General features: G+C 41.0%; 18 protein-coding genes. 12 read left to right on the top strand and 6 right to left on the bottom strand.

The annotated features are described in order from the left end of the window. Positions 1-218: 218 nt before the first annotated feature. A complete protein-coding gene (locus M5X66_RS10840) occupies positions 219-791 on the top strand; it encodes a UbiX family flavin prenyltransferase (RefSeq protein WP_270103525.1) in 573 nt (190 codons plus the stop codon). Positions 792-809: 18 nt separating this feature from the next. Here M5X66_RS10840 and M5X66_RS10835 read toward each other — a convergent pair whose 3' ends face one another. Then, positions 810-1,715 (bottom strand): TIGR01777 family oxidoreductase, encoded by a 906-nt coding sequence (locus M5X66_RS10835; protein WP_154609522.1) that lies wholly within the window; start codon positions 1,713-1,715, stop codon positions 810-812. A gap of 270 nt (positions 1,716-1,985) precedes the next feature. Here M5X66_RS10835 and yfcD point away from each other — a divergent pair, with 270 nt between their 5' ends. Further along, the gene (gene yfcD / locus M5X66_RS10830) at positions 1,986-2,528 is read left to right on the top strand and encodes an NUDIX hydrolase YfcD (RefSeq protein WP_036952704.1); all 543 of its coding nucleotides are present in this window, start codon (positions 1,986-1,988) and stop codon (positions 2,526-2,528) included. A 46-nt stretch (positions 2,529-2,574) separates the two neighbouring features. Here yfcD and M5X66_RS10825 read toward each other — a convergent pair whose 3' ends face one another. The 3 genes from M5X66_RS10825 to ackA form a co-directional block, all read right to left on the bottom strand. Next, on the bottom strand, positions 2,575-3,702 hold the full coding sequence (locus tag M5X66_RS10825) for a hypothetical protein (RefSeq protein ID WP_270103524.1): 1,128 nt from the start codon (positions 3,700-3,702) through the stop codon (positions 2,575-2,577). 138 nt (positions 3,703-3,840) lie between these two features. Further along, entirely contained in the window at positions 3,841-5,970 is a 2,130-nt protein-coding gene (gene pta, locus M5X66_RS10820; RefSeq protein ID WP_154600249.1) for a phosphate acetyltransferase, read from the bottom strand. Between the two features lie 81 nt (positions 5,971-6,051). Continuing rightward, positions 6,052-7,254 carry an acetate kinase gene (gene ackA, locus M5X66_RS10815; RefSeq protein ID WP_036952711.1) on the bottom strand — a complete coding sequence of 401 codons (1,203 nt, stop codon included), beginning with the start codon at positions 7,252-7,254 and terminating at the stop codon, positions 6,052-6,054. Between the two features lie 636 nt (positions 7,255-7,890). On the opposite strand from ackA, the gene yfbV reads away from it, so the two are divergent. The 5 genes from yfbV to M5X66_RS10790 all read left to right on the top strand — a co-directional run bounded on the left by yfbV (position 7,891) and on the right by M5X66_RS10790 (position 12,239). Next, positions 7,891-8,346 carry a terminus macrodomain insulation protein YfbV gene (yfbV, locus tag M5X66_RS10810; RefSeq protein WP_036952713.1) on the top strand — a complete coding sequence of 152 codons (456 nt, stop codon included), beginning with the start codon at positions 7,891-7,893 and terminating at the stop codon, positions 8,344-8,346. Positions 8,347-8,507: 161 nt separating this feature from the next. Next, positions 8,508-9,002: a YfbU family protein gene (locus M5X66_RS10805; protein ID WP_036952716.1), complete on the top strand. Its 495-nt coding sequence runs from the start codon at positions 8,508-8,510 to the stop codon at positions 9,000-9,002. A 69-nt stretch (positions 9,003-9,071) separates the two neighbouring features. Then, complete coding sequence (locus M5X66_RS10800; protein WP_270103523.1) at positions 9,072-9,746, top strand: sugar phosphatase; 675 nt, start codon at positions 9,072-9,074, stop codon at positions 9,744-9,746. An 87-nt stretch (positions 9,747-9,833) separates the two neighbouring features. After that, entirely contained in the window at positions 9,834-11,663 is a 1,830-nt protein-coding gene (locus tag M5X66_RS10795; RefSeq protein WP_036952721.1) for an SLC13 family permease, read from the top strand. A gap of 156 nt (positions 11,664-11,819) precedes the next feature. Further along, a complete protein-coding gene (locus M5X66_RS10790) occupies positions 11,820-12,239 on the top strand; it encodes a hypothetical protein (protein WP_051422684.1) in 420 nt (139 codons plus the stop codon). A gap of 95 nt (positions 12,240-12,334) precedes the next feature. On the opposite strand, the gene yfbR is transcribed toward M5X66_RS10790, so the two are convergent. Continuing rightward, a complete protein-coding gene (gene yfbR, locus M5X66_RS10785; RefSeq protein ID WP_270103522.1) occupies positions 12,335-12,916 on the bottom strand; it encodes a 5'-deoxynucleotidase in 582 nt (193 codons plus the stop codon). Positions 12,917-13,090: 174 nt separating this feature from the next. Between yfbR and M5X66_RS10780 the strand changes: the two genes are divergently transcribed. Next, complete coding sequence (locus tag M5X66_RS10780) at positions 13,091-13,471, top strand: hypothetical protein (protein WP_036952726.1); 381 nt, start codon at positions 13,091-13,093, stop codon at positions 13,469-13,471. A gap of 782 nt (positions 13,472-14,253) precedes the next feature. On the opposite strand, the gene M5X66_RS10775 is transcribed toward M5X66_RS10780, so the two are convergent. Continuing rightward, a complete protein-coding gene (locus M5X66_RS10775) occupies positions 14,254-15,468 on the bottom strand; it encodes a pyridoxal phosphate-dependent aminotransferase (RefSeq protein ID WP_036952728.1) in 1,215 nt (404 codons plus the stop codon). 809 nt (positions 15,469-16,277) lie between these two features. Between M5X66_RS10775 and M5X66_RS10770 the strand changes: the two genes are divergently transcribed. The 4 genes from M5X66_RS10770 to nuoC all read left to right on the top strand — a co-directional run bounded on the left by M5X66_RS10770 (position 16,278) and on the right by nuoC (position 21,178). Continuing rightward, positions 16,278-17,186 carry a LysR family transcriptional regulator gene (locus tag M5X66_RS10770; protein ID WP_036952731.1) on the top strand — a complete coding sequence of 303 codons (909 nt, stop codon included), beginning with the start codon at positions 16,278-16,280 and terminating at the stop codon, positions 17,184-17,186. 978 nt (positions 17,187-18,164) lie between these two features. Further along, the gene (locus M5X66_RS10765) at positions 18,165-18,608 is read left to right on the top strand and encodes an NADH-quinone oxidoreductase subunit A (RefSeq protein ID WP_036952734.1); all 444 of its coding nucleotides are present in this window, start codon (positions 18,165-18,167) and stop codon (positions 18,606-18,608) included. 18 nt (positions 18,609-18,626) lie between these two features. Continuing rightward, the gene (locus M5X66_RS10760) at positions 18,627-19,301 is read left to right on the top strand and encodes a NuoB/complex I 20 kDa subunit family protein (RefSeq protein ID WP_004912254.1); all 675 of its coding nucleotides are present in this window, start codon (positions 18,627-18,629) and stop codon (positions 19,299-19,301) included. Positions 19,302-19,375: 74 nt separating this feature from the next. Next, positions 19,376-21,178, top strand: a complete 1,803-nt coding sequence (gene nuoC, locus M5X66_RS10755) for an NADH-quinone oxidoreductase subunit C/D (RefSeq protein ID WP_181477305.1) — start codon at positions 19,376-19,378, stop codon at positions 21,176-21,178.

The raw sequence follows: 21,178 nt of genomic DNA, 5'->3' as shown, positions 1-21,178 counted from the left end.
AACATGAATTATTTAGAGGATTAAATTTAAAACTAAGCTGAAAATGAAGTTAGTCTGAATTACCCTCCGTTCAAGTTTCCTTTATTGATGACTGCTTATTCAGTGAGTAAAGTTTTGCTCTGTATTTTCACTATCCTGACCTCCACACTTCGCCTCTCACTCACTACTTCACGATATTTAATATATAATGCAAGAAATGACGTGAATTGGGGCTGAACATGAAAAAATTGATCATTGGGTTAACAGGCGCAAGTGGAGCAATCTATGGCATTAGATTGCTGGAAGTGCTCAAACCTGTGAAGGATGTGGAAACCCACCTAGTGATGAGTGCAGCTGCGCGTCAGACATTAGCACTGGAAACAGAGTTCAGTGTTAAAGATGTACAACAGCTTGCGGACCATGTTTATGATAGCCGCGATATCGCCGCTGCTATCTCCTCAGGCTCTTTTCGTACTGCGGGCATGGTCATCATGCCGTGTACCATGAAAACTCTTTCTGGCATCGTTCACAGCTATACAGACACGTTAGTTACCCGTGCCGCAGATGTCGTTTTGAAAGAAGGGAAAAAGTTGGTGCTGGGCGTGCGTGAAACACCGCTGCATATTGGCCATTTGAAATTGATGGTACAAGCCGCAGAAATGGGAGCGGTGATTATGCCCCCAATGCCTGCGTTTTATCACCAGCCTCAATCTATTCAAGATATTGTTAACCAGAATGTTAACCGCGTTCTTGACCAATTTGATATCGAGCTTGAACAAGATTTATTTACCCGTTGGCAGGGCGCTAAATAGTGCCTGTTTTTAAAATAATCATGATTTTGGTGCTAACAAATCTTCAAGTGCAATTCTCAGCTCAATAAATTCAAATTCAAAGCCAGCCTCTTCTAAACGTTTAGGTATGGCTTGTTGTCCACCAAGTAATAATGTCGCGGATTCCCCAAGTACACCCCTGACTGCAAATGCTGGGGTGCGGATAAAGGAAGGGCGGTTGGTAACATCCCCCATCATGGCGGCAAATTGATCATTATGGACAGGGTAAGGCGAGGTCATATTAAATGGACCGGAGAGGGTTGGCGTCTCCATTAGGAATAAAATCGCCTTCACCATATCGTTAATATGGATCCACGGCATAAATTGTTTTCCGTGACCAATCGGTCCGCCAGCACCCATTTTAAAAATAGGTAAAATTTTGGCGAGTAAACCGCCGTTAGGGGATAAAACTAACCCAGTACGTAATAAGCAAACGCGGGTTTTATCCGATTGCGCTTCTTGGGCGATAGCTTCCCAGCGAGCAGCTAGTTGATGGGTAAATTCATCATGGGGTTGATCTTCTTCCGTCACGACGGATTGACCTTGGTCGCCATAGTAACCAACGGCAGAGCCTGACAGGAATACGCTCGGTGGGTTTTGACTGGCTTTGATTAAATTCGTCAATTGTTGCGTGATTTTCCAGCGACTATCACAAAGGATCTGTTTTTGTGCTGCCGTCCAACGTTTTTCTGCGATAGGTTCACCAGCAAGGTTGATGACCACATCAAAGCCATCAAGAGAGGTTTTATCTTGAAGGGTTGTCCAGCATTCAACGGCTTTACAAAATAAACTGTATACTTTTTGTGGTGAACGGCTTAACACGGTGACCTGATGTGAATGCATCACTAACGTTTGAACTAGTTGGGTACCAATTAACCCTGTTCCGCCTGTTATTAGAATTCTCATTTTTTATCCCCCTATTTAAAGCGCTATCACACTCTAAATAATCCAATTTTTACCACCCTGTAAAGATAACTATAGCATTTGCAAATGGGAATTGTTGGGTTTCAGTTAACGCTTCACAAAAAAGAATTTTGTACTGTATCTTAAAGAGATGCATTGATTTTTGTGATGGAAAGCAAGGTCAAATTTGGTTAGGATCCCTTGCAACATATATGCGAAAAGAATACCTTGTATCAAAGTATTTTGGTGGGCAAGCTAAATAAGGTTTTCAGGATGGAACAACAGACCGAATTCGTCGAATGGGTAGATATCGTTGACGAAGATAATAATGTAATAGCGCAAGCAACTCGTAGCCAAATGCGTGCAGAAAACTTACGCCACCGTGCGACCTATATCGTGGTGCACGATGGTATGGGTAAAATTCTGGTGCAACGAAGAACAGACATTAAAGATTTCTACCCAGGGCTTTTGGACGCAACGGCGGGCGGTGTCGTGATGCAAGATGAACAGATCCTTGAATCAGCTAAGCGCGAAGCTGAAGAAGAATTGGGGATTGCTGGCGTTCCGTTTGCAGAGCATGGCACTTTCTACTATGAAAATGAAATTTGCCGTGTGTGGGGTGGATTATTTAGTTGTGTGAGCCACGGTCCTTTTGCTTTGCAAGAAAGTGAAGTCGCGGAAGTAAGTTGGTTGACACCTAAGGAAATTACCGCTCGTTGCGATGAGTTCACGCCAGATTCACTCAAAGCGCTGTCATTATGGTTAACACGTAATAATGAAGCGGATAAGGCGATTAGTTGTTCAAACCCAGAGTAAATGCGAGTATTGAAATTAGGACTACCTTGGTAGTCCTTTTGTATTTTTATGATTTATAAAATTTAGGTTCTTTGATTTTATTGGATAGCGGATATTGATGAAGTTTATCGGCGTAGGAAGTATTAACCTCGATGATTTTCTCGTGTTGAGCATTAACTAAGCATGCTTGCTGAGACATTGTTTTCTCAATGAGATTAAAAAACTTTTTCTTATTTTTTGTTATATAAAGCCCTTTATTAGGTTCAAAGAACTTGAATATAACTTTATTGTTGATATGTTTAATTGTGATCCCCATGGCATGATTTTTAGTAATAAAATCACAAATGGTATCCTTCTGTTGCTGTAGCCGATTATTAATACGCTGTTTGAATTGCTCGAAGGTTATATAATTTTGCGGATTTAATTTTATATCATTATCAATAATCGTATAGGTATCATACTTTATATTATATTGGCTATTTTTTTGTATTATTTGATACTTAATGATTTTTTTCTGGTGATTTTTAACCAGTTCAAAAAAAGGTTTCATACCTTTGAGTGATAAGTCAGTTTTTGCAAAATTAGAACATTTTCTTTTAATTTCTCGAGCGGTTAACTTTATTAAATGACATTCAAAGTGGCTTTTCCCTTTTAATATATCTTCCCTGGCGTTTGCGGATGTAGAATATGTATAAGAATATAGCTGATGTAATGCTTTTTTTAAGTTGATAGCATCATCTTCTTTTATATTATCGAGTAACAATGCGCTATTTTTTAAAAAGATTTCACTGATGGAGTCAAGCATTTTTTTTTGTTTTAATTCATGACTATCATTTGAAAAATCAAACTTTTTTATGGCGTTGTCAATGTGAAGGGCATAGTCAACCGATGCTTGTTTATAAATAATTTGACAGAAAGCATCATTTAAAAAAGTACGATAGTGACGAGTGTTTTCTTTGGCGTTATGTGTTTTTTTTAATGCGTGTGCCAGATTTTTTATATATTTCTTTTCATCATTTGCATGGGCATAAAATAAGAAAGCATGTGTTAATCCATAACAGACACCTTTTTCGGCTTCTTGGATATTTTTAATGCCAATTATATTGCGGGAAAACTCATTCTCAGCGGTGTTTTTAAAATGATCTGTTAATTTTATCTGTTCAAACTTAATATGAACTCTATGGGAAAGAATCATAATTAACCTCAATATTTTGTGAAAATATAGAGGTTAATGATATGGAAATGGGAGGATGTTATTTTCAGATAGCGATGAAAAAATAAAGGTCAACCCATTTCTGGATTGACCTTTTAACTCAATACTTAATAACTAAGATTATGCGTTTTCGTTTTGTACCGCTTGAATAGCAGTCAGTGCAACGGTGTAAACAATATCGTCTACCAGTGCACCACGGGATAAGTCGTTAACGGGTTTACGCATACCTTGCAGCATTGGACCGATAGAGACTAAGTCAGCAGAACGTTGTACTGCTTTATAGGTAGTATTACCGGTGTTCAAGTCTGGGAAGATAAACACAGTTGCTTTACCTGCAACCGGTGAGTTTGGCGCTTTAGATTTAGCCACATCTGCCATTACTGCAGCATCGTACTGTAACGGACCGTCGATCATCAGGTCAGGGCGTTTTTCTTGCGCTAAACGTGTTGCTTCACGCACTTTCTCAACATCGCTACCCGCACCGGAATTACCCGTTGAGTAAGAGATCATCGCAACGCGAGGCTCGATACCAAAGGCTTTTGCTGAATCCGCAGATTGAATTGCGATTTCAGACAGTTGCTCTGCCGTTGGATCTGGGTTAATCGCACAGTCACCATAAACAAACACTTGCTCTGGCAGCAGCATAAAGAATACAGAAGAAACTAATGAGCTACCTGGCGCAGTTTTGATTAACTGTAGTGGTGGGCGGATGGTGTTTGCGGTGGTATGAACCGCACCAGAGACCAGACCATCCACTTCGCCTTTTTCCAGCATCAATGTGCCCAGAACAACGTTATCTTCCAATTGTTCCCGAGCAACCACTTCGGTCATGCCCTTGCTCTTACGCAGTTCGACTAAGCGTGCAACATATTCTTCGCGAACTTTAATTGGGTCAACGATTTCGATGCCAGCGCCTAATTCGATACCCTGAGATGCTGCAACACGGCGGATATCATCAGGATTACCTAACAATACGCAGGTCGCGATACCACGTTCAGCACAAATCGATGCTGCTTTAACGGTACGTGGTTCATCACCTTCTGGCAGGACGATACGTTTGCCTGCTTTACGAGCCAGTTCAGTTAACTGGTAACGGAACGCCGGAGGAGACAGACGGTTAGGACGCTCAGAATCAGCAACCAGAGATTCAATCCAGTTACTGCTAATGTGGCGAGCCACATAGTTTTGAATTTTCTCGATACGCTCATGGTCATCAGCAGGTACTTCAAGGCTGAAGCTTTGCAGATTCAGTGAAGTTTGCCATGTGTTGCTGTTCACCATAAACACAGGTAAGCCAGTTTCGAATGCTTGTTCACAAAGTTTGCGAATAGGTGCATCGATATCATAACCGCCTGTTAATAAGATAGCGCCGATTTCTACGCCGTTCATTGCTGCTAAAGAGGCAGATACCAGTACGTCAGGGCGATCCGCAGAGGTCACTAATAATGAACCTGGGCGGAAATGTTCTAGCATGTGTGGAATGCTACGTGCGCAGAAAGTGACGGATTTAACGCGGCGAGTATTGATTTCACCTTCGTTAACGACTTTTGCATTTAAGTGTTTTGCCATGTCGATTGCACGGGTGGCAATCAGGTCAAAGTTCCAAGGAATTGACGCTAAAACGGGCAGATTTAAACACTCCAGCGCTTTGGCATCGATATTTGCCACAGTCGCTTTGGTTGAATCATCAAAGATTTCAGACAGGTCAGGGCGAGTACGACCTTGTTCATCAACGGGTGCGTTAACTTTGTTAACGATAACCCCGATGATGCTTTCATTACGTTGGCCACCAAATTCGTTACGAACCAGCTCTAAACGCTCTTGCATTTGCTGGATTGAGCTATTGCCCGGCGCAGTAACAAAGACAATTTCAGCACCTAGGGTTTTAGCAATTTCGTAGTTCAGTGATTGAGCAAAAGAGTGTTTGCGAGTTGGGACTAAACCTTCGATCAGGATCACTTCTGCATCTTTAGTGTGGTCGTGGTAGCGCGCCACGATCTCTTCCATCAGAATATCTTTCTTCGATGAAGTCAGTAGAGACTCAACATATTCCATTGTTAAAGGCTCAACAATGGTTGTGATGCTGGAGTGAGAACGTAAAACTTCGGTAGTTTGGTCTTTATTACCGGAAACGCGTGGTTGTGCGATAGGTTTAAACACGCTCAGCTGGACACCTTTTTGTTCCATTGAGCGGACGACACCCAGACTAACGCTGGTTAAACCAACGCTGGTGCCAGTAGGAATTAGCATAATTGTACGGGACACAGGAACCTCGTTTTTTGGTTACTCTAAAGCAGTACCGCCAGCATAAGGCTGGCGGCAAGAAAGTCTTTATGCTGTTAAGCGTGCAGCATCTTGGGCAATCACCAACTCTTCATTGGTTGGAATAACCAGTGCCGGGCGGCTGTTGTCGGTGGTGATAACACCTTCTTTACCGAAACGTGCAGCTAAGTTACGCTCGTGGTCATATTCGAAACCAAGAATTGCCAGTTTCTTCAGCGTGATTTCACGCACTTGCGCAGAGTTTTCACCGATACCGCCAGTGAAGATAATTGCATCAAGACGACCTTCCATCAGCGCGCTGTACGCACCAACATATTTTGCTAAACGGTGGCAGAACACATCCATTGCACGGGTTGCATCCGCTTTGGTGCCGTAGTTATCTTCAACATAACGGCAGTCGCTAGTCACGCCAGTTAAGCCCAGTAAGCCAGACTCTTTGGTCAGCATTTTGTTGATTTGGTCAACGCTCATGCCTAATGAATCATGCAAGTGGAAAATAATCGCAGGGTCGATATCGCCGCTACGAGTTCCCATGACTAAGCCTTCTAATGGAGTTAAACCCATTGATGTATCAACACATTTACCGTTAACGATAGCAGATACTGAACCACCATTACCTAAATGGCAAGTGATAACGTTCAGTTCATCAACTGGCTTGTTCAGTTTTTTCGCGGCTTCACGAGAAACGTAGAAATGGCTAGTACCGTGCGCACCATAACGACGGATGCTGTGCTCGGAATATAATTCGTATGGCAGTGCATACAGGTAAGCTTCTTCAGGCATGGTCTGATGGAACGCTGTATCGAATACCGCTACGTTTTTGGTGATCAGATGAGGGAATGATTTTCTCGCCTCTTCAATACCAATAAGGTGAGCTGGGTTATGTAAAGGCGCGAATGGGATTGCCGCTTTAATACCCGCGATAACTTCGTCGTCAATAACAACAGAAGAAGTAAATTTCTCGCCACCATGAACAATACGGTGACCAATAGAGGAAATTTGTGCTGACAATTCAGGCTTCGCAGCAAGAATCGTATTTACGATGAAGTTCAGTGCTTCGCTATGCGCAGCGCCTGCACCTAAAGGTGCCTCATGTTTTTCACCGTCCATTTTCCATTTAATGCGGGCTTCAGGCAAATTAAAACATTCAGCTAAACCTGATAGAAATTCATCTCCATTAGTCGGATCGATGATTGCAAATTTCAGTGAGGAGCTACCGCAGTTTAAAACCAGTACCAGCTTACTTGACATGGAAATACCTATCTTAGTTGATGTTGTGAAGCCCGTTATGAGGACACACAGACTTAGTTGAAAAATGTAATTCGCTAGAGCCTAGCGCATTTATATCCGACCAATTCATGATTGATATCATGATATGTGCAAAAAAGTACATGGGTCGATGATTTTACAGGGTTTTCTCGCGCAAACGTTACGTGATGCTGTTAAATAACTGTGAGAAATAAGTCACAGTATCGTGTTGAAATAACGCGCAGAACCCCAATATATCACTGTTGTTTACTTATTAAAGAGAACTATTAAGTAACATAGTTCGGCAGTAATTCTAATTACGGTCGATTCTACTAAAACTATTTTATATTTTATATGTTTTTTTTAAAAATAGGGCGTTTGGTTGATTAAAATCATAAATGCCATATAAAGTGTAGTTATAGCGGTGAGTTACGCATTCAAGAGAATAGCGGGTTTCATTTAAGTTAGCTTAATTAAAGCTAAATTTGTGAAAATTAACTTAAAAACTGAGTGTGCGTTCACGCTCAATTTGACGTAAGCTAGCCATAGATTGATATTGTTTTTGTGATGACATCCAGAAATGAATAGCGACAGAAAATGAATGGCAGTAGAAAATCAATAGTAGTAGGAAATTAATTGATGAGCACAATGCAGAGTACCCCTCCGGGTTTTTTCAAACGCTTCAGATTAGGTAATCACTATCTGAAGGTTTTCCCTATGGAAAAAAAGCTAACGCCACTGTTTCCTGAACTACGTATCAATAAAGCGATTCGGTTTGGGATCCGCTTTATGCCGCCCATTGCGATATTTACGCTGGCTTGGCAAATTGCGTTAGGCGGGCAGTTAGGTCCAGCTGTCGCAACGGCGCTATTTGCCTGCAGCTTGCCAATGCAAGGATTATGGTGGTTAGGTAAGCGTGCCGTCACACCATTACCGGCAGGGTTATTAAGCTGGTTCTATGAAATTCGCGATAAATTTACCGAAGCGGGAATCGCGATGGCACCCGTTGAGCAGCAGCCTGATTATATGGCGCTAGCCGAACTTTTGAAAAAAGCGTTCAATCAGTTAGATCATACCTTTATGGAAGATATCTAAACGGTTCATTGAACCTTATTTAGCATTCAATTTGATAACAAACCTTTATTTAACAGTAATTAACGCAAAATAACTGTTTAGATCAATAAAAGTGATATTTAATCTGTGCATTATCAACATTGAATGCGAAGATTGCAGAAAATTATCTACGGAGAGCTGTGATGGAAATGACCAATGCTGAACGCTTAATTTTATCCAATCAATATAAAATGATGACCATGTTAGACCCAGATAACGCGGAGCGTTACCGCCGTCTGCAAACTATCATTGAGCGTGGATTTGGTTTACAAATGCGCGAGCTGGATAGGGATTTTGGTGAACTCAGCGAGCAAACGTGTCGTACAGTTATTGAAGTGATGGAAATGTACCATGCGCTGCAAGTTTCTTACGGCAACATGGAAGACAAACATGGTGTGGATGGTCGTCGTGTGCAGTTTTTGGGCTTTGATGCCGCAACGGAAGCGCGTTATCTGAGTTACGTGCGCTTTATGGTTAATACAGAAGGGCGATATACCCATTTCGATAGCGGAACTCATGGCTTTAACTCACAAACACCAATGTGGGATAAATATTTAAGAATGCTGAAAATTTGGCAAGCTTGCCCTCGCCAATATCACCTTTCAGCGGTTGAGGTTTCTCAAATTCTCAATGCTTAACTTATCTTTTTAGGTAGACACATTGACGTCTTGCATTAGGTAGCACGATTTTCTGAAAAAGGGTTTGATGTGAAGTTAAAAGCAAAAGGTTTTTTATTCGATCTCGATGGCACGTTGGCGGACTCACTCGCTGTTGTTGAGCGCTGTTGGTGTTTATTCGGCGATAGAATTGGTGAAGATAAGCAAGCGATTATCGACTACATTCATGGAAAACCTGCAATGACCACATTGCGCCATTTCCTACCTAATGCAAGCGAAGAAGAGCTGCAAAGCCATTTTCGTTGGTTAGAGAAGATGGAAAGTGAAGATATGGAGGGGGTTGTTGCACTGCCAGGTGCAATAGCACTGTTATCTTTACTGAATAAATTAGGTGCCCCTTGGGCGATTGTGACATCAGGTACAGTACCCATTGCTCACGGACGCCGAGCAGCAGCGGGTTTACCTGAACCTAAACATTGGGTCACGTTTGAAAAAGTCTCGAAAGGTAAACCAGACCCAGAACCTTTCCAATTAGGGGCGAAAAGCCTCGAACTGCCTCCTGAAGCGTGCATTGCTTTTGAAGATGCGCCAGCGGGGATCCATTCAGCATTAAGTGCGGGCTGCCAAGTTATTGCAGTTCACGCTCCAGAAGGCATGCCGAGAAGAGATGAAATCTCTGCGATTATTAGTACATTAGAACAAATTTCCGTGACAGGTCCTGACGATAACGGCTATTTTGAGCTTTTCGTGTCGAAAAACGTCTAATTGCGATCTAATCAAAGAAATCCTCTGAAAAACATGGTTAACTAACTAAAATCTTTAGCCTGTTTTTTTTCGTCGAAAGGGGATACTTTGAACGGAGAATTGCTGTGGGTGCTAACCCTACTATTGATCGCGGTTGTTCTATTTACTACCAATAAAGTCCGCATGGATGTGGTTGCCTTATTAGTCATTGTGGCGTTTGTATTAAGCGATACACTGACCTTACAACAGGCAACGGCGGGTTTTGCGGATCCTAACGTTTTGTTGATTGCCGCTCTGTTTGTCATCGGTGATGGTCTGGTTCGTACCGGAATTGCCTATCAAATGGGGGAGTGGCTCGTCCGAGTTGCAGGCAGCAGCGAAAGTAAAATGCTCGTCTTTTTAATGATGACGGTGGCGGGGCTCGGTGCATTTATGAGCTCCACTGGCGTGGTCGCTATCTTTATTCCGGTGGTGCTCAGTGTCGCAGCACGGATGAAAACCTCACCAAGTCGATTAATGATGCCGCTGGGCTTTGCTGGCTTAATCAGCGGCATGATGACATTAGTCGCAACTCCTCCCAACATGGTGGTCAACAGTGAATTAGTTCGCGAAGGATTACCCAGCTTTCAATTTTTCTCAATCACCCCAATAGGACTTCTTATTTTAGTCGCGGGTATTGGCTATATGTGGCTGACTCGTCGCTGGTTGGGTAGCAATGAACCGGATAAACAACCTGTTAAATATCAACGTAGTTTTCGTGATTTGATCCGCGATTATAAACTGGCTGGGCGTGCCCGCCGATTAGCGATTCGTAAAGGTTCTTCACTGATTGGACACACGCTTGATGAGCTTCATTTGCGTTCCCGTTATGGTGCAAACGTTGTGGGGATTGAGCGCTGGCGTAAGTTTCGCCGTGTGATGGTGAGTGCAACGGGGGGAACGGAGCTACGTGAGCGTGATGTTTTGCTAATTGATATTTCAGTGACTGACGATGAACTGCGCCAATTTTGTAGTGAACAGCTTCTTGAGCCGATGATTTTGCGTGGGGATTATTTTTCCGAGCAATCGCGGGATGTGGGGATGGCGGAAGTTTCCATGAACCCGGACTCGGAATTGCTAGGTAAAAGTTTACGAGAGATTAAATTTCGTACCCGATATGGTTTAAACGTCGTCGGGATCCGTCGCGATGGAAAAGCGCTTGATGGAAAACTGGTGGATGAACCTTTGCGCTTGGGGGATATTTTACTGGTCATCGGTGATTGGAAATTGATCCGTGTTCTATCAACAAAACCGCGTAATTTTATCGTATTGAACTTAGCCGCCGAAGTCGAAGCTGTTGCCCCTGCCTCCTCACAAGCCCCTCATGCGTTATTTTGCCTTGCGCTCATGGTGGCGATGATGGTTACCAATGAAATCCCTAACTTTATTGCGGCGTTGATTGCCTGTTTATTAATGGGAAAATTTCGCTGTATTGATATGGAAAGCGCGTACAAATCGATTCATTGGCCGAGTATTATTTTGATTGTTGGCATGATGCCATTCGCTATCGCTTTACAAGAAACCGGGGGGATAGCCCTTGCGGTAGATGCACTAATGAAGGTAGCTGGCGGATTAGGTCCTCATGTGATGCTAGTCTGCCTGTTTATTTTATGCGCGACGATAGGCTTATTTATTTCCAATACGGCTACTGCGGTACTCATGGCGCCTATTGCGATTGCCGCCGCGCATCAAATGGATGTCTCTCCATTACCTTTTGCGATGGTGATTGGTATTGCGGCATCCGCTGCGTTTATGACCCCTGTTTCTTCCCCTGTGAATACATTGGTATTGGGTCCCGGTGGTTATAAATTTGCAGATTTTCTGAAGATCGGCGTGCCATTTACGATAATTGTAATGTTTATCAGTGTGGCAGTTATTCCTATCTTATTTCCTTTTTAAGTAAATACAAAAATAGTATCAATAAAGAGCTCTATTATATATTAGGGCTCTTTTTATATTAAAAATAATAAATTTATAATATTTAATATATTTTAATGATAAATCTTTTGTTGATATTCTCCTCAATTCAATATCTATTAATTATAGGCGGATGATATGAGTAAAAATGAATCGTGGGGTAATGAGAAGTTTGTTTACGGTTATTGCGATTTTGAAAATTATTGGGGGGAGGATTTATCACATGTTGTGTTAACTCACTTTGTCTCTGGTTATTTTGATATAACTAAAAAACTGTTAACTTCAAAAGAAATATATGACATTCCGAATAAGGCTGAACTGAAAAAGGTGTTCACTATATTATTTGAGCGAAATAAAATAGATTCATATGATTTTTGGTCATTAAAATTAGTCACGAAGAGTGGAGAGGTTTATGAAACGAAAGAACCTTTACGTTGTACTATTTCAATTGATGATTCTGAGTTTGTAATATTGGGTATTAATGGGGATGCAAAAACATTTTATATTGCATTCTCTGTAATGATAGGTTGTAATGTAAAATTAGAAAAGGTTGATTAAGCTCTTTTGTTAGACGAGTTTAGACTTGAAGTTTTTAGATTGGTAGAACAATAAATATACTATATAAGTGGGCATCGCATACCACTACTTATATATTAATTGCTTATTTCATCTAAAGACAGAGTAAAGCTAGGTACAAACGTTTTTATAAAATATTCCATTTCAGGGCTATTGCGCTCCGCTAACATTTTTTCAAGACGTCTTTTGGCTAACTTGAATTCGCTATTACCTGCGGATAGCTCTTCCAAACATTTTAAATAGGCACATAAGGTATCTGCCTGTTTTACAATAAAATGTTCTTCCTCGGATTGCAGATCTTCTACCAGTAAGCATTTAAAATCGTCTTGCAACTCTTCTGGCAGCATATCCAACAATTTTTGCTGGGCAAATTTCTCGATTTTTTTATATTCGTGGGCGATTTGCTGATTGTGATATTTAATTGGCGTTGGTAAGTCACCAGTGATGACTTCACTGGCATCATGATACATGGCAAATAGCGCAATTTTTTCAGGGGTGACATTTCCCTCGAATTTGCGGTTTTTAATGACCGCAAGAGCATGTGCTACCATGGCAACTTGTAAGCTATGCTCGGAGACATTCTCGGTACGCACATTGCGCATGAGTGGCCAGCGATGAATAAGTTTCATTCTAGCAAGGTGGGCAAAAAAATAACTCATAATCCCTCTTCAGTGATCCGGTGATGGTCTAAATTATATCTCAAAATTTATGAGGCTGGTAAGTTTATTTTGTCAGGCTTAAGAGGGCTTTTCTTATAAAAAACTAATAAATACAAGTGGTTTAAGGTTACTTAAATACCGCTATGATGAGACTCTATCTAAAAAGGAGGATGTATGAACATAGAAAAACTAAGTGGTGGTATTGCCTCATTTGAAAACCATTGGGGAGAAGAGATATTGATGGCTAATTTACAGCACACTTCAATTAGATTGGCTTCAATTTCACTTGGGGGTATACAAAATAATGAACTGATTGAAAATGCATTTGAATATATTATTCAACATGATGTTGGACAAACAAGTGATTACTGGCGTGTTCATATTGTAACGTTGTCGGGTTCTTATACTACGCCTGACGGATTTTTTTGCTCAATTAGTGAGGAAGATAAAAAAATAGGGCGAGTTAAATTATCCGTTGATGGTAAAAACAAGCAATTAAATGTTACATACCCAGTATCAGGAACTTTTTCGACAAAAATGTCTATGTATTACTGAGTTTTTCTTTTTTCAATCAAATAGCTATTGCGAGAAACATCGGTAAAGTATTTGAAATAAGGTTGATATATATTACCTTTGAAAATTTCTAGTGTGAAGATTTAACAGTCGTTAAACATAATTCGGCTAACCATAAGCTTAATGTAAAGTAGGGTGAAAAAAGAAATAAATAGGGTCATGCAGAGTATATTAATTTGAATGGTTTTGAGTTTTTAGAGATTTAATCCATAAATGGTTATGCTAAAACAATATCTGTGGTGTTTATACATTCTAATGGCTGTAGTACATGGTTAATCTAAGGATGGATTTATTGTTATATATAAATAGGAATTCAGTCAATCTCATAAGGATGCTCTTAAATGGATTGAAATTAATTTATTGAACGATTAATTGATATAAAGGAAGAATGATTTATAATCATCGATATTATTCTAACTTGTCAGCTAATCGAGGTTTTTATGAAATACTTTCCAGTAATATTAGTGTTGTTTTTTCTTGCGGCAGTTTATCTTATTTCTATCATTTAAATATCAGATAAAGATAGTCGTATTAAGAGATGATATGTAATAAATAGAATGGTTCTTTTAGGACTATTCTATTTGCCTGCTCATCCTGAAATTAATCACACTTAAATAATTTAAAGTATTTTGAGATAACTTTGATTATAGGATGGGTCATTTTAATTAGTTATAACAGTAATATTTCATTTTATAGGCTATCAAAAATAAATAGCTCACTGAGGAGCTATTTATTGACTAACAAAAATCTTAGTAATGTTCTAATTACTGCTTATATCCGCTAAGGAAACGCCCGAACTTGGTAATCGCCATTTCTAAATCATCTGCATAAGGCAGGGTGACAATACGGAAATGGTCTGGATGTGGCCAGTTAAATGCAGTTCCCTGAACTAATAGCACTTTTTCTTGCAGTAGCAGGTCAAGGATCATTTTTTGGTCATCGTGGATATTAAAACGTTTAATATCAATTTTCGGGAACATATACAGAGCGCCTTGTGGCTTAACACAAGAGACACCAGGAATTTGGTTAATCAATTCCCATGCACGATTACGCTGCTCATATAAACGACCACCCGGTTGGATAAATTCACTGATACTTTGGTAACCGCCTAATGCTGTTTGGATAGCGTGTTGCATTGGCACGTTAGCGCATAAGCGCATGGAGGCTAACATTTCTAAGCCTTCAATATAACTTTTGGCCTGCTTTTTCGGACCATTTAATACCATCCAACCTTGGCGGAAACCTGCGACACGGTAGGTTTTTGATAACCCGTTAAAGGTCACTGTCAGTAAGTCAGGAGCCAATGCTGCGATAGAGTGGTGCTGCGCATCGTCATACAGAATTTTATCGTAAATTTCGTCGGCAAAGATAATCAAACTATGTTGGCGAGCAATCTCGACGATTTCCATTAATAGTTCTTTGCTGTACACCGCACCTGTTGGGTTATTTGGGTTGATGATGACAATTCCGCGGGTACGTGGGCTGATTTTTTTGCGGATATCGTCAATATCCGGCATCCAGCCTTGTTGTTCATCACACATATAGTGAACAGCATTACCGCCCGATAACGAAACAGCCGCTGTCCAGAGTGGATAATCAGGGGCTGGAACCAGCATTTCATCGCCATTGTTTAATAGCGCTTGCATTGCTTGAACGATTAATTCAGAAACACCGTTACCAATATAAACATCTTCAACCGTCATATCGTGGATATCACGGGCTTGGTAGTGTTGAACAATTGCCTTACGCGCAGAATATAAGCCTTTAGAATCACAGTAACCTTGTGAGCTTGGCAGATTGCGCAGGACATCAACGAGGATCTCATCAGGTGCTTCAAAGCCAAACGGTGCCGGGTTACCAATGTTCAGTTTTAGGACTTTATTGCCTTCTTCTTCTAAGCGTTTAGCTTCTTTTAAAACTGGCCCGCGAATGTCATAGCAAACATTATCAAGCTTATTGGATTTCATTATCGTATTCATGGTTCTCTCATTACCCTAACGGGCTAGCAATCATAGGGGACTTCCGGCGTTACTATCTACTGTACTCCTCCCTCGGAAGCTTTTGAAGATGCTAGATAATTTTTGGTGTAAAAGGTTGGTTTAGACATAAATCAGATATGTGCTATCTTAAAGTATTGAATAAGTTAGATGATGATTCCAATTATAGTTATTAAGTTGGAATCTAATTCTGATAATTATCGTTGTTTTGGAGTGTGTCAGTGGATGAGTTATAAAAAAATGGCAGAAAAGTCGCATAATGACAAAGTAACAAAAATTGTATCACTCTGTAAGTTTGCATCTTAAATCATTAAATTAGAAATAAATTTAACTATTGGTCGGGGCATTTTGGGTGCTTTTTGACTTTTTTTGTTAGCAATATTGATTATTTTAATGAGAATATTCTTAGTGAAACCGTGGTTATAATGTTTAGTGTATTGATAATTAATAAAATTGTTAATTTACATCATATGTTACATAAACAGCTTACATTAAAATAATTGCAACTACATTAAATATGTTACTATTTAGTCTTCTTCAATTATTTCGCGCTTATTGAGTTTTACGTTAATCAACCCCGCTTTAATTGATAGAAATTTAAAACACTAATTGGATAATTAAGCTGTTTAAGTTAATTATCAAATAGATATAGCAATATAGAGTATTGAATACAATAAATGCAGATCTACGGATTAGAAATGCAAAAGTTGGATTATTTTTAAGACTCGCTGATTCTCACGGAGGAGAGCAGAAACACCAGGTATCATAAAATTATATAAAGAGAATGTACGATGATAAATTCCAATCGTCCCATAATGAACTTAGATCTCGATTTACTACGCACATTTGTCGCAGTGGCTGATCTTAACACTTTTGCCGCTGCTGCTGCCGCAGTATGTCGAACCCAGTCCGCTGTTAGCCAGCAGATGCAACGTTTAGAGCAATTAGTTGGTCGTGAATTATTTGCACGTCACGGGCGTAATAAGCTGTTAACCGCCCACGGTTTGCAATTACTCGGTTATGCGAGACAAATTTTACGCGCTAATGATGATGCCACCGCATCTTTAACTTATAACGATGCAGATGGCGAATTGCGTATCGGGGCATCCGACGATACCGTCGATATCTTATTACCTTTCTTACTAAACCGTATTGCCTCCGTATTTCCACGCATCGCGGTAGAAGTGAGAATTAAACGTGCTCAGTTTATTGAGTCAATGTTAGATAATCATGAAATTGATCTAGCATTAACGACAAGTCGTATTCCTCAGCACCCAAAAACAGCATTAAGAACTGTCCCGATTTTATGGCACAGCGCACCTGATTTTCAGCTACGCCCAAATGAGCCAATCCCATTGGTGGTAATGGATGAAACTAACCCATACCGTAAGTTATGTACTCATGCATTAGATGAAGCAGGATTACCATGGCATGTGGCTTATGAAGCGGCATCATTACCTGCTGTTCGCGCAGCGGTGAATGCCGAAGTTGGAGTAACTGCACGTCCAATGGAAATGCAAAATGCGGATCTGCGTGTTTTAGGCGAGTCAGATGGCTTACCTCGTTTACCAGATATTCAGTACTGGCTATATAAAAATGCGGATGAGCAAAAAGATTTCGTGCTCACTGTTTTTAATGCAATTGAAAACAAAAAAATCTCTTATTCTGTCGCTGAACAAGTTGAGAACGGCGCTCAATAAGATAGAGAACTGTCCTTATCGATAAAATAGGATTTTTATCAAAGATAAGTGTCAAATAAATCAAAATATGTTTATCCGGCTGAGTCAGTTAATTCTGGCTCAGCCGTTTTTTTTTCCATCTATATCTTCCTTAAAACCGACCTGACTATTTTACGCATTTATATTGTTATCAAATTGTTTTTAACTGAAATTTACTGACCATACTCATTAAGTGGTTAATAGGGGAAGAAGGGGATTTTGCCAGTACGATATTTTACTTAAAGTTCAGGTGACAAAATAGTGAACAATGTTTCTGCTCAATAGGTGACAAAACACACGAATTAACCACTTATTGAGTATGGATTTACGCGTAAGAGCATGAAATAATTGTGATGTATATGGCATAACATGAAATTCATTAGTTAGTTAACGATTTGTTACGCCGTTAACAAAATTTATTTGCTGAATTGATAAAATAGCTGAGAGTAGTCAGTGGCTTAGTGGGCATGATGAATAAAAATTCGTTATCGCTTATTAAATTAAATTCGGATGTTATGTAAACAAATTGAGTATTTTTTCAATAAATCTGTGCGTTAGATCAAATAAAAAGCACATTTTTTCGTCTGTTAAGACAGGTTTTTCCTGAGATAATAGTGTAGTAAAAGCGAATAATCAGTTAGACTACTTTGCGTGTTTATTTGTGTATAGTAACACTGACACGTTTTAGCAGTTAATGAGTTATTTTTGTTTCACAAATGTTTTTGACGTGTGAATTATTTGTAATAAATACGGTTATTTTGTCTCATTTGAGCAAAATAAAATGTAGTGAGAGAAGGGCAAACCAAACAGCAGTCGTCAGGCTGATTTTAGTTTGGGGGATCTTTTAGTTTAGAGGTCAATTTTAGTCTTTCTTCTCGATTAACTGGGCAATTGTGGTGCAATACTGCCGTGTTATAAAAAGAGCAGTTAAGTGCCATAAGTAATGAGTAAGCAACGAGTATGTCTACATCAATCCTAGAGTTAGCCCATAACTGGGGCTTTGCTATATTCCTTCTCGGCGCTATTGGTCTTTGCGCTTTCATGTTGACCGCAGGTCATTTCTTGGGTAGCCGCGCTAAAGCCAGAACAAAACATGTTCCCTACGAGTCAGGTATTGACTCTGTCGGTAGTGCTCGTCTTCGTATGTCAGCCAAGTTTTACTTGGTCGCGATGTTTTTCGTGATCTTCGATGTGGAGGCTATGTTCTTATTTGCATGGTCTGTCGCCATCCGCGAAGCGGGATGGGTCGGTTTCATCGAAGCCGCTATTTTTATCTTGGTATTGTTGGCGGGATTATTTTATCTGATCCGCGTTGGTGCACTCGATTGGACTCCAATCCGTTCACGTCGCGCAGTTAAAGGTCCTAGTGAAGTTATTAAAATCAGCAATCGTCATCCGCAGTAAAAAGCGAGGCATTATACAATGGATTATACGCTCACCCGCATAGATCCGAACGGTGAGAACGACCGTTACCCACTGCAAACTCAAGAAATCGTTACTGATCCTCTTGAGCAGCAAGTTGAAAACAGCGTGTATATGGGGAAATTATCCCATGCACTTCATGATGTGGTGAACTGGGGACGTAAAAACTCTCTGTGGCCATACAACTTCGGTCTTTCATGTTGCTATGTAGAAATGGTGACGTCGTTCACGGCTGTTCATGACGTAGCCCGCTTTGGTGCGGAAGTACTGCGTGCTTCTCCTCGTCAAGCCGACTTTATGGTTGTTGCGGGAACTTGTTTTACCAAAATGGCTCCCGTCATCCAGCGCCTTTATGACCAAATGCTTGAACCAAAATGGGTTATCTCTATGGGTTCATGTGCGAACTCCGGTGGGATGTATGACATCTACTCTGTTGTTCAAGGCGTCGACAAATTTATTCCCGTGGATGTGTACATTCCAGGCTGCCCACCACGCCCTGAAGCCTATATGCAGGCTCTCCTTCTGTTACAAGAATCCATCGGCAAAGAACGTCGCCCACTTTCATGGGTTGTCGGTGATCAGGGTGTTTATCGTGCGAATATGCAGTCAGAAAGAGAAAGAAAACACGGTGAACGTATCGCAGTAACCAACCTGCGTACCCCTGACGAAATTTAAGGCTTTTAGCCATACAGCGTAACAGAGCAATGTTGTTGCGAAATAATAAACCTGATCAAGCGTTATGGTGAAGAATGATGACAGATCAGATAGCGCAAGCGAGTCATAATCAGCCAGAATGGCAGACACAAGATCACATTAATGATCCTGTGCTTCTGGAACTGCGCAACCAATTTGGCCCGGATGCCTTTTCAGTTCAAGCAACCCGCACTGGCATGCCAGTGGTTTGGGTACGCCGTGAACAATTACTGGAAATTGTAGATTTCTTACAGAAGCTACCTAAACCTTATGTGATGTTGTTCGACTTACATGGAGTCGATGAACGCCAGCGTATTCATCGCCAAGGTCTGCCTGAAGCGGACTTTAGTGTGTTCTACCACATCATTTCCATTGACCGAAACCGCGATATCATGTTGAAAGTGGCTCTTAACGAGAAAGACTTAAACGTGCCATCAGTGGTTTCTTTATTCCCAAATGCCAACTGGTATGAGCGTGAAGTGTGGGACATGTTCGGGATCACCTTCCAAGGTCACCCAAATTTACGTCGCTTGCTGATGTCTCCAAGCTGGGAAGGTCATCCGCTGCGCAAAGATTACCCTGCGCGCGCCACGGAATTCGACCCATTTGTTCTGACTAAGCAAAAGCAAGATCTGGAAATGGAAGCATTAACTTTCAAACCAGAAGAGTGGGGCTTAGATCGTGGAAATGAAAACGAAGATTTCATGTTCCTGAACTTGGGTCCAAACCACCCATCTTCTCACGGTGCATTCCGTATCGTGCTGCAATTGGATGGTGAAGAGATTGTTAACTGCGTTCCCGACATCGGCTACCACCACCGTGGTGCGGAAAAAATGGGTGAGCGTCAGTCATGGCATAGCTACATTCCTTATACCGACCGTATCGAATACCTCGGCGGCTGTGTGAATGAAATGCCATATATTCTTGCGGTTGAAAAACTGGCAGGTATCGAAGTACCGGATCGCGTAAAAACTATCCGTGTGATGATGTCTGAACTGTTCCGTATCAACAGTCACCTACTGTATATCAGTACCTATATTCAAGACGTTGGTGCGATGACGCCGGTGTTCTTTGCGTTTACTGATAGACAAAAAGTGTACAACGTCATTGAAGCAATCACTGGTTTCCGTATGCACCCAGCTTGGTTCCGCATCGGTGGGGTTGCTCACGATTTACCGCGTGGCTGGGATAAATTACTGCGTGAATTATTAGACTGGTTACCGAAACGTCTAGAATCCTATGTGACCTCTGCGCTGAAAAACTCCATTTTGAAAGGTCGTTCTATTGGTGTGGCATCTTACACCAAGGAAGAGGCATTAGCGTGGGGTGTGACAGGTGCAGGCTTGCGTGCAACGGGTGTGGACTTTGACGTACGTAAAGCACGTCCTTATTCAGGTTATGAAAACTTTGAATTCGACATTCCAATCGCCCATAACGGTGACTGCTATGACCGCGTAATGATCAAAGTGGAAGAGATGCGTCAAAGTATCCGTATTCTTGAGCAGTGTCTGAAGAATATGCCTGAAGGTCCATTTAAAGCTGACCATCCACTGACAACGCCGCCGCCGAAAGAGCGCACATTGCAGCATATCGAAACCCTGATCAACCACTTCTTACAAGTGTCTTGGGGTCCGGTAATGCCAGCTAACGAATCATTCCAGATGGTTGAAGCAACCAAAGGGATCAACAGCTACTACTTAACCAGTGACGGCAGCACCATGAGCTACCGTACACGTATTCGTACTCCGAGTTATGCGCACTTGCAGCAAATTCCGGCGACAATCAGAGGTAGCTTGGTTTCTGACTTAATTGTCTATCTGGGTAGTATCGATTTTGTAATGTCGGATGTGGATCGCTAA

The organism is Providencia sp. PROV188, from assembly GCF_027595165.1.
GTDB lineage: Bacteria > Pseudomonadota > Gammaproteobacteria > Enterobacterales > Enterobacteriaceae > Providencia > Providencia lanzhouensis.
This window is presented reverse-complemented; position numbering and strand designations above follow the sequence as displayed.